At 69.7% G+C, this 13779-nt stretch carries 13 protein-coding genes and 1 riboswitch; of the genes, 8 read left to right on the plus strand and 5 right to left on the minus strand.

The window, feature by feature from the left end; translation table 11 throughout:
* Positions 1-492, minus strand: a complete 492-nt coding sequence (locus tag VYL96_RS04460; RefSeq protein WP_007628191.1) for a tRNA (cytidine(34)-2'-O)-methyltransferase — start codon at positions 490-492, stop codon at positions 1-3.
* 60 nt (positions 493-552) lie between these two features.
* On the opposite strand from VYL96_RS04460, the gene VYL96_RS04465 reads away from it, so the two are divergent.
* Together VYL96_RS04465 and VYL96_RS04470 are read left to right on the plus strand one after the other, a co-directional pair.
* The gene (locus VYL96_RS04465; protein ID WP_061229101.1) at positions 553-1410 is read left to right on the plus strand and encodes a bifunctional methylenetetrahydrofolate dehydrogenase/methenyltetrahydrofolate cyclohydrolase; all 858 of its coding nucleotides are present in this window, start codon (positions 553-555) and stop codon (positions 1408-1410) included.
* A gap of 8 nt (positions 1411-1418) precedes the next feature.
* The gene (locus VYL96_RS04470; RefSeq protein WP_174521548.1) at positions 1419-1772 is read left to right on the plus strand and encodes a DUF3017 domain-containing protein; all 354 of its coding nucleotides are present in this window, start codon (positions 1419-1421) and stop codon (positions 1770-1772) included.
* A 334-nt stretch (positions 1773-2106) separates the two neighbouring features.
* On the opposite strand, the gene VYL96_RS04475 is transcribed toward VYL96_RS04470, so the two are convergent.
* A complete protein-coding gene (locus VYL96_RS04475) occupies positions 2107-3036 on the minus strand; it encodes a type IV toxin-antitoxin system AbiEi family antitoxin domain-containing protein (RefSeq protein WP_243699699.1) in 930 nt (309 codons plus the stop codon).
* A gap of 288 nt (positions 3037-3324) precedes the next feature.
* On the opposite strand from VYL96_RS04475, the gene VYL96_RS04480 reads away from it, so the two are divergent.
* Positions 3325-4800, plus strand: coding sequence for an IS1182 family transposase (locus tag VYL96_RS04480; RefSeq protein ID WP_329436936.1), 1476 nt, complete (start codon positions 3325-3327; stop codon positions 4798-4800).
* A gap of 282 nt (positions 4801-5082) precedes the next feature.
* Here the strand turns inward: VYL96_RS04480 and VYL96_RS04485 are convergent, their stop codons facing one another.
* Genes VYL96_RS04485 through VYL96_RS04495 form a run of 3 tightly spaced genes read right to left on the minus strand, consistent with a single transcriptional unit; the run spans position 5083 to position 8066 of the window.
* Entirely contained in the window at positions 5083-5556 is a 474-nt protein-coding gene (locus VYL96_RS04485) for a hypothetical protein (protein ID WP_061228088.1), read from the minus strand.
* On the minus strand, positions 5553-6722 hold the full coding sequence (gene metX / locus VYL96_RS04490; protein WP_061228087.1) for a homoserine O-acetyltransferase MetX: 1170 nt from the start codon (positions 6720-6722) through the stop codon (positions 5553-5555). Before metX ends, VYL96_RS04485 begins: the two co-directional genes overlap by 4 nt.
* A 9-nt stretch (positions 6723-6731) precedes the next feature.
* Entirely contained in the window at positions 6732-8066 is a 1335-nt protein-coding gene (locus tag VYL96_RS04495) for an O-acetylhomoserine aminocarboxypropyltransferase/cysteine synthase family protein (protein ID WP_131886447.1), read from the minus strand.
* Between the two features lie 54 nt (positions 8067-8120).
* A riboswitch (SAM riboswitch) is annotated at positions 8121-8236 on the minus strand.
* Positions 8237-8391: 155 nt separating this feature from the next.
* Between VYL96_RS04495 and VYL96_RS04500 the strand changes: the two genes are divergently transcribed.
* The 5 genes from VYL96_RS04500 (at position 8392) to VYL96_RS04520 (ending at position 13767) form a co-directional block, all read left to right on the plus strand.
* Positions 8392-9615 carry an NADP-dependent isocitrate dehydrogenase gene (locus VYL96_RS04500; protein ID WP_131886448.1) on the plus strand — a complete coding sequence of 408 codons (1224 nt, stop codon included), beginning with the start codon at positions 8392-8394 and terminating at the stop codon, positions 9613-9615.
* Between the two features lie 114 nt (positions 9616-9729).
* The gene (locus VYL96_RS04505; protein ID WP_131886449.1) at positions 9730-10602 is read left to right on the plus strand and encodes a bile acid:sodium symporter family protein; all 873 of its coding nucleotides are present in this window, start codon (positions 9730-9732) and stop codon (positions 10600-10602) included.
* A gap of 48 nt (positions 10603-10650) precedes the next feature.
* Positions 10651-11919 carry an MFS transporter gene (locus VYL96_RS04510; protein ID WP_165928535.1) on the plus strand — a complete coding sequence of 423 codons (1269 nt, stop codon included), beginning with the start codon at positions 10651-10653 and terminating at the stop codon, positions 11917-11919.
* A 77-nt stretch (positions 11920-11996) separates the two neighbouring features.
* On the plus strand, positions 11997-12668 hold the full coding sequence (locus VYL96_RS04515; RefSeq protein ID WP_061914017.1) for a hypothetical protein: 672 nt from the start codon (positions 11997-11999) through the stop codon (positions 12666-12668).
* Positions 12613-13767, plus strand: a complete 1155-nt coding sequence (locus VYL96_RS04520) for an XRE family transcriptional regulator (RefSeq protein ID WP_082767634.1) — start codon at positions 12613-12615, stop codon at positions 13765-13767. Before VYL96_RS04515 ends, VYL96_RS04520 begins: the two co-directional genes overlap by 56 nt.
* Positions 13768-13779: the final 12 nt, after the last annotated feature.

Consider the following 13779-nt stretch of genomic DNA (forward strand, 5'->3'; position numbering starts at 1 on the left):
TCAATCGGCGGGAAAATCCATACCGCCCTGGTAGTCCTGCTGGCGCCACGCCTCGTAGACCGCCACCGCGGCGGCGTTGGACAGGTTCATCGACCTCCGCCCGGGCAGCATCGGGATCCGCACCCGCGCCGTCACGCGCGGATCGGCGAGGACGTCCTCGGCCAGGCCGGTGGGTTCGGGGCCGAAGAGCAGGACGTCACCGGGGGCGAACCGCACTTGCGGCAGCGCGAGGTCGGCCCGGGCGGAGAACGCCCACACCCGCGCCGGCAGGAGCCGGGAGTACGCCGACTCGAGGTCCTCGTGGACCTCGACGTGCGCGAGGTCGTGATAGTCCAGCCCGGCCCGCCGCAGGTGCGGCTCCGACAGGTCGAAGCCCAGCGGGCCCGCCAGGTGCAGCTCGCACCCGGCGCCGGCCGCCATGCGGATCGCGTTGCCGGTGTTGGGTGGGATACACGGACGGTCGAACAGCACGCGCACACCCACACCGGTCATGGGGGCCATTCTCGCAGCGCCCCGACGACGGCCGCGCCCGGGAGTGGGATACTGGTGCGCGTGACCGCGATCAAGCTGGACGGCAAGCTCACCCGCGACGAGATCGTCGCCGACCTCACCCGGCGCGTGTCCGCGCTGCGGGAGAAGGGGATCACCCCGGGGCTCGGCACGGTTCTGGTGGGGGACGACCCCGGCAGCCACTCCTACGTCAAGATGAAGCACCGTGACTGTGAGCAGGTCGGCATCGCCTCCATCCGACGCGATCTGCCCGCCGACACCAGCCAGGCCGAACTCGAGGCCGTGATCGACGAGCTCAACGATGATCCCGCGTGCACCGGGTACATCGTGCAGCTGCCGCTGCCCGGGCATCTCGACGAGAACGCGATCCTCGAGCGCATCGACCCGGCCAAGGACGCCGACGGACTCCACCCCGTCAACCTCGGCAAGCTCGTGCTGGGCGAGCCCGCCCCGCTGCCGTGCACCCCCAACGGGTGCATCCACCTGCTGCGCCGGTTCGGGGTGGAGCTCGACGGCGCACACGTCGTGGTGGTCGGCCGCGGCGTCACCGTCGGTCGCCCGATCGGTCTCATGCTCACGCGCCGCAGCGAGAACTCCACCGTGACCCTGTGTCACACCGGCACGCGCGACCTGGCGGCGGAGACCCGGCGCGCTGACGTCATCGTCGCCGCCGCGGGCGTGGCTCACATGCTCACCCCGGACATGGTCAAACCCGGCGCCGCGGTGCTGGACGTGGGGGTCTCCCGCCTCGACGGCAAGCTGGCCGGTGACGTGCACCCGGACGTGTGGGAGGTCGCCGGGGCGATCTCGCCCAACCCGGGCGGCGTCGGCCCGCTCACCCGCGCGTTCCTGCTGAGCAACGTGGTCGAGCGCTGCGAGCGGCTCGACGCCGACACCTGACGGCTCCCGTGACACACCCCGCTCCCGACCGCGCCCGGCACCGGGCCACCGACGCCCGGCCCCGCCGGACGCGCCCCGCGCGCCTGACGTGGGCGCAGGTGCGTGCGCAGTGGCCGCTCGCGCTCGTGCTGGCCGGGGTCGTGGTGGCGCTGGGCTTCGTCGTCCTCGAGCGCTGGCGGAGGGGCGCGTTCCTGCTGGGGCTGGTCGCCCTGGCGGCGGCGACCCTCCGTGCCGTGGTCCCGGACGAGCGCGCGCGACTGCTCGGGGTTCGCGGCAAGGGGTTCGACGTCGCGTTCTACGTCGGGATCGGGGCCGTCATCCTGTGGCTGGCCACGTCCGTCGACTCGCTCGGTACCGGCTGATTCTCCCGGTCGTGCACGGCGGGGTGCTGTACCCGGCCGGGCCGCTCTGCTAGCTCGGCGGCTGCGCCTGCCGAAGGCGCTCGGCCACCCCTGCGGAAGGCGCTCGGCCGCCCCCAACGGAAGGCGCTCGCTCGCCCCGCTGACGTCGACGCCGCCTATCAAGTCGAGCGCCACCTATCGAATCGCACGCCACCTATCCGGCTACGCGCCACCTATGGGGTCCCGCAGGCGGCGCGTAGTCGGATAGGTGGCGCGCGCTCTGGAGGGGCGCCGGGCGGTTTCTGCCCTGCGGCCGGCCCGCTGGGCGACCGCGATCACGCAGCAGCGTTCGCGATCACGCAGCGGCTGCGAAGAGCACACGCTTGATCCGCGCAGCCAGCACATGAGGCTCGAGCACATCGCGCCACCGCCAATGGAGGACCCGGTAACCGAGGGCCATCAGTTCGGCGTCGCGGTCCTTCTCCATGCCCAAGCGGTGCCGGGTCTCACCGGGGCTCAGTCCGTCGAAGTACTTGCCGAAGCCGTCGCACTCTCCGATCACGCCGTACTCCCGCCACAGGAAGTCCACACGGGCGACTCGAACGCCGCCGGGGGTGTAGATCTCGACCTGGGGCTCGGGCTCCGGCAGGCCGAAGTCGTGGAAGGTCAGCCGGCTGAGGCTCTCTGCCACGCTCTCGCTTCTCCCGTCGACGAGGCTCAGTGCATGTCGTGCACGTCTGATCCCGCGACGGCCAGCGGATGCGCGCAAAGACTCGTCGAGCTCGTCCCTGGTCACGATCTCCCCGTACAACGCCGCGTCGGCGACCGCCACGGCAGCGTCTCTGGGTGTCGAAATCGCGATGTCCGCGACTGTCCGTGCCGGGGTGGTGACCCGCAATCCGTTGACCGTCATCACTTCATCGGAGAGGCCGGGCGCGGTGCGGAAGGTCGTCAGGCTGGTCGTGCGGGAGCGCGGCGTCGGGCCGTCCTCGCACACCGCGACCCTGCGCAGCGGAAGACCCCACTCCGGAAGCCCGTGGATGAGAGCCGCGGATGAGTGGGAGAAGACCGGCGCGTCGAGTGCGGCGTCCGCGGCAAGAATCGACAAGAAGTGGCGCTCGCGCCTTCCGAGGTCACGCGCTCGCCCTTCGACGTAGAACCCGGGCCTGAGTCGGATCAGGTCGCCGGACCCCACCGCGCGGCTGATGCTCTGACTCGACATTCCGCGGGCGAGAAGCTGATCGGAGGTGACCAGCAGGGAGTTCAGGTGGTCTGGTGTGTTCACGGTCCCGATCATCTGGGCCGGGACTCCGGGAAATCGGTTCAGCACCGCCTGACGCGGCCTGCCTGTGGAGAACGCCGGGCCTGCGGATGGACGAGTACGAGCGCTTGAGATTCCGGGCTGAGCAGCGCACATCGCGCCGCGCGCGGGTCATGGATGGACGATCGCGCCCGCCGGCACGTCGCTGCAGCGCATGTCACTTATCGGGATGCGCGCCGCCTAGGAGCGTGGGTCAGTAACACGCCAGTTCAGGTCCGCTGATGGGGCGGGTTCGGCGGGATAATTGTCGTCATGGGCGAGGAAGGGTTGTTCGCCGCCGAGGAGTTCCGCGTCGAGCGGGCTGACCGGCAGGGCGAGGTCGAGCCGGTGGGCGCAGGCAAGACATTTCGGGCGTTCGACCCGGGCCAGGGGTTGTTGCTGCCGCCGTCGCTGGATGACTGGCTTCCGGCCGATCATCTGGCACGGTTCGTGGCGGATCTGGTCGATGAGCACCTGGATTTATCGCGGATCTACGTCTCCTACCAGGAGGGGCGCGGGGCCCCGCCGTACGATCCGCGGTTGATGGTGCGGTTGCTGATCTTCGGCTACACCACGGGGGTGCGCTCCTCCCGCGGGATCGAGAAGGCCTGCACCGACATCGTCGCTTTCCGGTGGTTGGCGGCCGGGGCGGCCCCGGACTACCGCGCGATCGCCAGGTTTCGCAAGAGGCACCTGGCCGCGCTGGGCAACCTGTTCTTGCAGGCGTTGGCGTTGTGCCAGGCCGCCGGGATGGTCACGCTTGGACAGGTCGCGCTGGATGGGACGAAGCTGCGGGCGAACGCCTCCAAACGCAAGGCCATGTCGTACGCGCGGCTGACGGACAAGGAGAAGGTACTGGCCCAGGAGGTCTCCGATCTGCTGGCCGCCGCCGAGGCCATCGACAAGGCCGAGGACGCCAAGTTCGGCAAGAACCGGCGCGGGGACGAGCTGCCCGATGAGCTGGCCCGCCGAGAGTCTCGCCTGGTCAAGCTGCGCCAGGCCAAAGCTGCTCTGGAAGCCGACGCCGCCGCCGATGCGGCGGAGAAGGCTGAGGCTAAGGCCCGCGGTAAGGGCGAAGACGAAGACACCGTCGCGCAGAAGGCCGCTGAGGCCGCCGAGCGCGCCACGCCCAGGCCGAAGGCCCAGCGCAACTTCACCGACCCGGAGTCGAAGATCATGCTCACCGGGGACGGGTCGTTCGCTCAGTGCTACAACGGCCAGGCCGTGGTCGATGCCGCCCATCAGATCATCGTGGCGGCCGAGGTCAACGACTGTGCCGCCGACGTCGGCAACCTCATCCCCATGACCGAGCAGGCCATCAGCAACACGGGGCAGGCCCCGAAGCAGATGCTCGCCGATGCCGGGTACTGCTCAGCCGCGAACCTCGCCGCCTCCGCCGAGGTCACCGGCGAGCAGGGCACCGAGTTCTTCATCGCCACCGGACGACAGCGCAGCGGGGAACCGGCGCCGATCGCCCCCCGGGGACCGATCCCGGCCAGCGCCACGGACAAGCAGCGCATGGCCCGCAAGCTCGCCACGAAGAAAGGCCGAGCGGTCTACGCCCAGCGCAAAGCGATCGTCGAACCGGTCTTCGGACAGATGAGCACCCTGCAGAACGGCAAGCAACTCCTGATTCGCGGTCTGGACGCCGCCCGCGGTGAATGGCTACTGCTCGCTGCCTGCCACAACCTGCGAAAGCTCCACGGTCATATCGGCGCCACCGGGCTCGGCGGCCTCCAGATCGCCTGAACTGGCAGGCCCGGGCGACCTACAGGCTGACCCGCGGACTGAACGCCATCACCGCGGCTTCGCAAACCGAATACCTGGCCGCCAGTGACGCCGGCCCGAGCGCAACGCTCTCACGCACTCCGCCGTACTCTCGGCGCGCTTCGAGCCATTACTGACCCATGCTCCTAGGGGACCCCTTAGGTGGCGCGTGAGCCGATGGGCGGCGTTGCGACTCGACGGCACAGAGCGCGTGGGTGGTGTTGCGACTCGACGGCACCGAGCGCGTGGGCGGGGAGGGTCCGGTCAGCGAAGCCGGAGGGGGACGCCCTCGCGCAAGTGATCGCGGACGTCGTCCGAGACGAGGAGGTATCCCATCGCGAAGAGCGCGAGCAGCGACAGCACCGTCCCGACCACCGAGATGAACGTGATGCTGTCCACGACCATCCGGGACAGCGAGCTCAGCGCGAGCAGGGCCACTCCCACCCCGATCACCACGCGGGCGGCCCGGTGGGCGCGCCACAGCAGCACCGCACCCACGACGAGCAGGATGCCCACGACGAACGATCCGGCCGCGCTGGCCAGCAGCGGGCCGAAACCCGTCGTGTCGCCGCCACCGCCGGCCGTGGCGGTGACCCCCAGAAAGGTGGCGAAGCCGATCGCGACGCCGATGATGCCGAATCCCGCCGACAGGCCCGCGAGACCCATGACGGCGGGGCGGGGAGTCTGGTCCCGCTCGGCGTCGTGATGCGGGTGATCGTTGCGGTCCGGGCCCGTCACGCGTGCCCCCGCGTCTTCTCGGCGGTCCCCTGCTCGGCGAGTTCCAGGGTGCGTTCGAGCATCGGGCCGACCACGTCCGCCTCGGTGAGGAACCCGTCGTGCCCGGCGGGACTGTCGATGACGACCAGTGGGTCCGCCCCGGGGAGGAGAGCGGCGAGCTCCTCCTGCTGACGCAGCGGATAGAGCCGGTCGGTGGTGACGCCGCCGATGACGCACGGCACCGGGCACGACCGCAGGGCCTCCTCGACGCCGCCGCGGCCGAGGCCCACATCGTGGCGGTTCAGGGCGTCGGTGAGAAGGACGTAGGTGCAGGCGTCGAAGCGGGAGACGAGCTTGCCGGCCTGATGATCGAGGTACGACTGCACCGCGAACCGGCCCGACATGGACAGGTCCTCGCCGCGGGGATCCTCGCCCGGCTGCGGACGGTTGGCGAACCGTTCGTCCAGTTCCACTTCACCCCGGTAGGACAGGTGGGCGATGCGGCGGGCGATGCCCAGCCCGGTCACAGGGGTGCGGCCGGTGCCGTGGTATCCGCCCTGTTGCCAGTGCGGGTCCGAGGTGACGGCCATGATCTGCGCGGTCTGGATGCCGATCTGGTCCGCCGACGCCCGGGCTCCGACCGCCAGGACGCACGCCGCGCGGACGCGGTCCGGGTGGGAGACCATCCACTCGAGGGTGCGGGCGCCGCCCATGGACCCGCCGATCACGGCGGCCCAGCGCTCGATGCCCAGGAGATCGGCCAGAACACGCTCGGATTCGACCATGTCGCGCACCGAGACGGCAGGGAACCGGGCTCCCCAGTAGTGGCCGTCGGGATGCAGCGAACTGGGACCGGTTGAGCCCCGGCAGCCGCCCAGGACGTTGACCGACAGCACGCAGTAGCGGTCGGTGTCCAGTGGCAGACCGGGCCCCACGAGCCCGTTCCACCAGCCCGGGGTGGGATGCAGGGAGTCGACCGGCCCCACGACGTGCGAGTCACCCGTGAGCGCGTGCTCGACCAGCACGACGTTCGACCGGTCCTCCGCGATCCGCCCCCACCGCTGGACGGCGAGCGTCACCCCCGGGAGGACGACACCCGTGACCAGGGTGATGTCGCCGATGGCGACGTGGCCGAGGGTGCCGTCGCCCGGGGGCAACAGCGCGAGCGGATCGGTAGAGCTGACCATGGGATCGGGTCAGGAGATCGCGGCGAAACCGAGCTCGAGGTCGGCGATCAGGTCGTCGACGGACTCGATGCCCACCGAGAGGCGGATGGTCGCCCACGTGACGCCCGCGATCGCGTTGGCCTCGGGGGTGCCCTGCGAGTGGGTGGTCGTGGCGGGGTGGGACACGAGCGACCGCACGTCTCCGATGTTCACCAGGCACGAGTGCAGCTTGAGGGCGTCGATGAACGTCCACGCCCGCTGCTTGACGTCCTCGTCCGACGCGCCGTCGGGGACGGCGATGTCGAACGTCACGATCGCGCCGGCGCCCTTGGGGGAGATCCTCTTCTGCAGCTCGTTGTACGGCGAGGACGCCAGACCCGCGTACTGCACATTGGCGACGTCCTCGCGGGCCTCCAGCCACTCGGCGATGCGCTGCGCGTTGGACACGTGGCGCTCGATGCGCAGGCTCAGGGTGTCGATGCCCTGCGCGAGGGTCCACGCGTTGAACGGGGACGCGGCCGCACCGGTGTCCCGCAGGAGGGTGACGCGGGCCTTGAGCGCGAGAGCGGGCGCGCCGAGGTCGGCGTAGACGAGGCCGTGGTAGGCCGGGTCGGGGGTCGTGAAGGACGGGAAGACGTCCTCACCGTCGCGCTGCACGCGCCAGTCGAACTTGCCGCCGTCCACCAGGACGCCGCCCAGGGAGGAGCCGTGTCCACCGAGGTACTTGGTCGCCGAGGCCACCACGACGTCGGCGCCCAGCTCGAGGGGGCGGATCAGGTAGGGGGTCGCCACGGTGTTGTCGATGACCAGCGGCACCTGGTTGTTATGTGCGACCTCGGCGATCGACGGGATGTCGAGGATGTCGTTGAGCGGGTTGGAGATGGACTCCGCGAAGAACAGCTTGGTGTTGGGGCGCACCGCCGCCTGCCACGAGGCGGGGTCGTCGGGGTTCTCGACGAACGTGGTCTCGATGCCGTACTTGGGCAGGGTGTGCCGCAGCAGGGTGTCCGTGCCGCCGTAGAGGCGCGGCGAGGACACCACGTGTCCACCGGACTGGGCGATGGCCTGGATGGCGGCGGTCTCGGCCGCCTGACCGGAGGCGAACAGCAGACCCGCGACGCCGCCCTCGAGCGAGGCGATGCGGTCCTCGACCGCCGCCACCGTCGGGTTGGTGATACGGGTGTAGATGGGGCCCATCTCCGCGAGGGCGAACCGATCAGCCGCCTGCTTGGCGTCGGCGAAGACGTACGAGGTGGTCTGGTAGATCGGCAGGTTCCGGGCGCCGGTGTCGGAGTCGACGGGCTGTCCGGCGTGGATCTGACGGGTCTCGAACGCCCAGTCGGGGTTGCTGTTGTCGTAGGTCATAGGGGCGGAGCCCCTCCTTTCCTCAGAAGGGTCCGGCCGCTTCTCGAGACAGCGGACCCGCGCTTGCCTGTCACCCGGTCGGGTGGTGGCCAGGTCGTCTCCCGGGGCACCCCACCGCGGTGGAGGGTTGCCGTCCAGCGAGCCGGGGCTTCGCGCTGGAACTCATGACCTGGGGTCAGGCTAGCCTAAGCCGCTCCGCGGCTGCAACGAGGGGCGACCTCGCTTCAGCCGACCCCGCGGGCCCGGATCAGTAACATGAGATGCACGTCACGATGTTCACCGACAGCGCCGGTCTCACGAGGTCCGGGCGGGGAAAGAGGGACCGATGTCGAAGATCAAGGTCGAGGGGACGGTCGTCGAACTCGATGGCGACGAGATGACGCGCATCATCTGGAAGTTCATCAAGGACGAGCTGATCCACCCCTACCTGGACGTGAACCTCGAGTACTACGACCTCGGGATCGAGAGCCGGGACGCCACCGACGACCAGATCACCGTCGACGCGGCCAACGCGATCAAGAAGCACGGCGTCGGCGTCAAGTGCGCGACCATCACGCCCGACGAGGCCCGCGTGGAGGAGTTCGGGCTCAAGCGCATGTACCGCTCGCCGAACGGCACGATCCGCAACATCCTCGGCGGGACCATCTTCCGCGCCCCGATCATCATCTCCAACGTCCCCCGTCTCGTGCCGGGCTGGACCAAACCGATCATCGTCGGCCGTCACGCCTTCGGGGACCAGTACCGCGCCACCGACTTCAAGGCCCCGGGGGCGGGCAAGGTCACCATCACCTTCACGCCGGCCGACGGGTCCGAGCCGATCGAGCACGAGGTGGTGGACCTGCCCGAGGAGGGCGGCGTGGTGATGGGTATGTACAACTTCAACAAGTCCATCGAGGACTTCGCGCGCGCCTCGTTCAACTACGGCCTGGACCGCGGCTACCCGGTGTACCTGTCCACCAAGAACACGATCCTCAAGGCCTACGACGGCGCCTTCAAGGACATCTTCCAGGACGTCTTCGACCGCGAGTTCAAGGACGAGTTCGAGAAGGCGGGCCTGACCTACGAGCACCGCCTCATCGACGACATGGTGGCCTCCTCGCTGAAGTGGGAGGGCGGTTACGTGTGGGCGTGTAAGAACTACGACGGCGACGTGCAGTCCGACACCGTGGCACAGGGCTTCGGCTCACTCGGCCTGATGACCTCGGTCCTGCTCACCCCGGACGGGAAGACCTGCGAGGCCGAGGCCGCCCACGGCACCGTGACCCGCCACTTCCGCCGGCATCAGCAGGGCGAGCCGACCTCCACCAATCCGATCGCCTCGATCTTCGCGTGGACCCGCGGCCTCGAGCACCGCGGCAAGCTCGACAACACCCCCGAGGTGATCGAGTTCGCCCACCAGCTCGAGGACGTCGTCATCAACACCGTCGAGGGCGGTCAGATGACCAAGGATCTCGCCCTGCTCGTCGGGGACGACCAGGAGTACCTCAACACAGAGGACTTCCTCGCCGCGCTCGACGAGAACCTCAGGCGCACCCGCGCCGGCTCCTGAGTCGGGCCGAATCGGCGCACGGGCACGCCGTCCGTGGCGGGATGGGCTACGGTCAACCGGACAGTGGTCCACATCACAGTGCGGCCGCTCCTGCCCAGTGGCCCACGAGGTCCCGTGGACCAGAGCCCCCTGATCGACGTCGGTCTGCCGATCGCCCTGGCCATCATCATGGTCGGGATCGGTCTCAGTCTCACGCGGGAGGACTTCGCGGTCCAGGCCCGATCGCCGCGGGCCACGATCGTCGGCCTGGTCGGCCAGCTCGTCCTGGTGCCGCTGCTGGGCGTCGGGGTCGCCCTTCTCTTCGACCTCACGCCGATGCTCGCACTCGGGGTGGTGCTGGTGGCGGCGACACCCGGCGGTGCCACGTCCAACCTCATCACTTACCTGGCCCGCGGGAACGTCGCCCTCTCGGTCATCCTCACCGCCATCACGTCCGTCGCCGTCATCCTCACACTGACCCTGTGGTTCGACCTCGGCGTCCGGTTCATCCCGGGCGCGGCGGACTCGGAGGTCAACGTCCCGCTCGGTCAGACCTTCGGGTTGCTGCTGGGCGTCATCCTCATCCCTGTGATGATCGGCATGGTGCTGCGGGCGAAGGCGCCGTCGCTGGCCGCTCGCATCGAGCGGTTCGTCGGGGTGGTGGGGCTTATCGTGCTGGTGGCGCTGATCGTGGGCATCGTCCTGGGCGAGCGGGACCGGATCGTCGACCTGGTCGCGACCGTGGGCCCGGCGGTGATCGTCCTCAACATCGCGTTCATCCTCCTGGGCGGGCTCCTCGCGTGGGTATGCCGACTGGGCCGCGCCGAGCAGATCGCCGTCGCGGTGGAGTTCGGCATCAAGAACACGACCCTGACGATGCTCATCGCCTTCACGGTCATCGGTGACGAAGAGGTCGGTCTCGCCGCCGCCGTCTACAGCATCGTCATGTATGTCACCTCGTTCCTCGTGGTCTACGGCGGACGGCGCCTCATGCGTACCGCCCCCTGAGAGGGTTGCGCGGCGGGACCACCTGTTCGGGCGGCGTAGCCTGCTCCGGTGACCACGCGCCCCGACCCCGCCGCCGAGCCGGCCGCCGCCCCCACCGTCTCCGCCACCGCGGCGTCCGCGTCCGCCACCGCGGGGCCCGCGCCCACCGCCCGGCGGGTGGCGGCGGCGATCCTCGCGCTCGCGCTGGGCGGGTTCGGCATCGGCGTCACCGAGTTCGCCGCGATGGGTCTGCTGCGCTCGATCGCGGACGGGTTCGGCCTCACCGAGCCACAGGCCGGCAACGTCATCACCGCCTACGCGCTCGGCGTGGTGGTGGGTGCGCCGCTGCTCACCGTGTGGACGTCGCGGTGGCGCCGTCGCACCCTGTTGCTGGTGCTCATGGCCCTGTTCACCGTCGGCAACGTGGCGGCGGCCTTCGCGCCGACCGCGGAACTGCTGGTGGTCGCCCGCTTCGTCGCGGGCATCCCGCACGGCGCGTACTTCGGTGTCGCCTCGCTGGTCGCGGCGTCCCTCGCGGGACCGGGCAGGCAGGCGCGCGCGGTCTCCCAGGTGTTGCTGGGCCTGTCGGTCGCGAACGTGATCGGTGTCCCGGCCGCGACCTGGCTCGGGGAGTCGGTCGGGTGGCAGTCGGCCTTCCTCGCGGTCGGGGTGATCGGCGCACTGACCGTGGCGGCCATCCTCGTCGTCGTCCCCGAACCGGCCGGCACGGTGGTCGTGCGCGCCCGCGAGGAGCTGGCCGCCCTGGCGCGGCCACAGATCCTCGCCACCCTCGCGGTGGGCGCGGTGGGTTTCGGCGGCATGTTCGCGATCTACACCTACATCCAGTGGACGATGGTCGACGTCGCCGGCATCGATCGCGCCTGGATGCCCGCTGTGCTGGCGATGTACGGGCTCGGCATGGTCGCGGGCAACGTGGTGGGCGGCATCATCGCCGACCGCGATCTCGACCGGGGCCTCGTCGGCATCGCCGCCGTGATGACGCTCGTGCTGGCGGGGTTCGCGCTCGCCGCGCATCACCCCGTGACCGCGGTGATCGGTCTGTTCCTCGTGGGGACCACGGGCTCGGCGCTCGTGCCCGGGCTGCAGTCGCGGCTCATGCGGCACGCCGGCCGCGGGCAGACGCTGGCCGCCGCGCTCAACCACTCGGCACTCAATGCCGCCAACGCGCTCGGCGCCTGGCTCGGCGGGGTCGTGATCGCGTTCGGGTGGGGTTACACCTCGCCCGCCCTCGCCGGTGCCGCGCTGGCGGCGCTCGGGCTGGCGATCCTCGTCGTGGCCGTGCGGTCGGTGCGCGAGGGAGAAACCGCGGCGCCCTGAAATGTCGTAGCCGTCTGAGAAGGTGCGGGCACGCGGCCGGGACAACCGGCTTTCGTCACCACACCGAGAGGCTGACCATGGGGAATGCAGCGCAAGCCACGCCCGGGCGTCCGGCGTCGAAGGAGATCCTCGGACGTCTGGGAATCTCGGAGCGAGCTGTAGTCGAGGCGGTTCGAGACGGTCTCGCCGAAGGGCTCGCCCTCGATCCCGCGGCGCCGAAGATCGCTCCGGGTTTCTACGCTTGGGCAGGGACGGTCGCGTCGATCCGGCGCCACCTGGCGACCGACGGCTGGAAGCTGGCGGACAAGCAGAATCTGCCCACGATCGTGTCGCCGGACGGGCGTGTGCGCCTCATCGTGGCGAGCGGCGACTCGGGTACCGGTGACCCCGAGGCGATTCCGTCGACGTCCAACCCGAAGGGGCGTGCTGTGGAAGAACACGTCCGATCGAACGATCCCGGGCGGCATCAGCAGATCCAACTGGCTCTGGACATAGACGTGGAGTCGAACCGAGACGGAGCGGGTGCGTGTCAGACGTGGATGCTTCTGTACCGGCACGACATCGGGACGCAGGCGAGCGTTGCTGAGGTGTCGCTCCCGCTGGATATCGAGGGTGGCAAGGTGACCCGGTGGGGCGACCGTGCAATCATCGATACCCCCATGCAGTTCTCGGCCATGGAAGTGAGGGCGACCGATGTCTCCGCGTTCGACGACGTCGACTTCGAGATCCACGCCGCAGGAGAAGGCTGATGGATCCAGGCTGGCCCTCGCCCGGGTACGCGCCGGTCTGACCCGGCGAGAACTGGCGGACGTGGTGGGAGTCGCGGGGTCGACGGTTCGGACATGGGAGGCCACGGGCGTTCCGGTGGGGCGATTGGGCGCCCTTTCGGCAGCGACAGGGGTATCGCGGGCCTTTCTCGAGCTGGACGAGCCGGACGTGCTTGAGCCGGATTTGATTTACTTTCGATCGCGTCGGTCGGCGTCGTCGTCGACGCGAGCTGCGGCAGCGGGGGACGGGCTCGTCGGAATCGAGTTCTACAGCGCGCTCGCGAGGCGCCTGACATTGCCCCGGGTTGATGTGCCGGTGTTGTCCGAGGTGGGCGATCCGGAAGAGGCCGCACGAGTGCTGCGGTCGGCATGGACGTTGGGTCCGGGACCCCTGCCGAATCTGGTGCAGCTCGCGGAGGCGCACGGGGTGCGAGTGATGGGCCTGCAGGGACGGTCCGCCGACGTCGATGCCTTCAGCCTGTGGCGTGACGGCCGTCCATACGTCTTCCTCTCCCGCCTGAAAACCCCGGAGCGATCGCGATTCGACCTCGCCCACGAACTCGGCCATCTCGTTCTCCACGCACATGAGCCATATCCCACGGCCGAGTGCGAAAAAGAGGCCGATGCGTTCGCGTCCGAGCTTCTCCTCCCGACGCTCACGCTGCAGAGCGAGGGACTGCCAGAGGTGGGACTGGACCCGCTCATCGCCGGGAAGCTCAGATGGGGTGTGTCCGCGATGGCGTACGTCTCGGGCCTTCGGCGGGCCGGGGTGGTGGGGGATTCCTCGATCACCAAGATGTTCCGCGATCTCTCGGCGAGGGGCTTCCGACGTGCGGAACCGGGCTCGTCGATGCCGTGGCCCCGATCCAAGGTGTTCGACGCCGCCAGGGAGATCCTGGGGCGGTCGATCGTGGAGGATCTCGCAGCCGAGACCGGACTCTCGCCTGACGACATAAACACCCTCACCTTCGGCCAACTCCTTGCCGTGGCTCGACCTGGTGCTCCCTCCACTCCGGGCACGGAGCCGGATGAGGGCGATCGTCACGCGAGTGGGCTCCGGTTGGTCGTCGGGGGCGCTTAGCCCCGGTTTCCA

The sequence above is a fragment of the Dietzia maris genome (assembly GCF_036287335.1).
GTDB lineage: Bacteria > Actinomycetota > Actinomycetes > Mycobacteriales > Mycobacteriaceae > Dietzia > Dietzia cinnamea.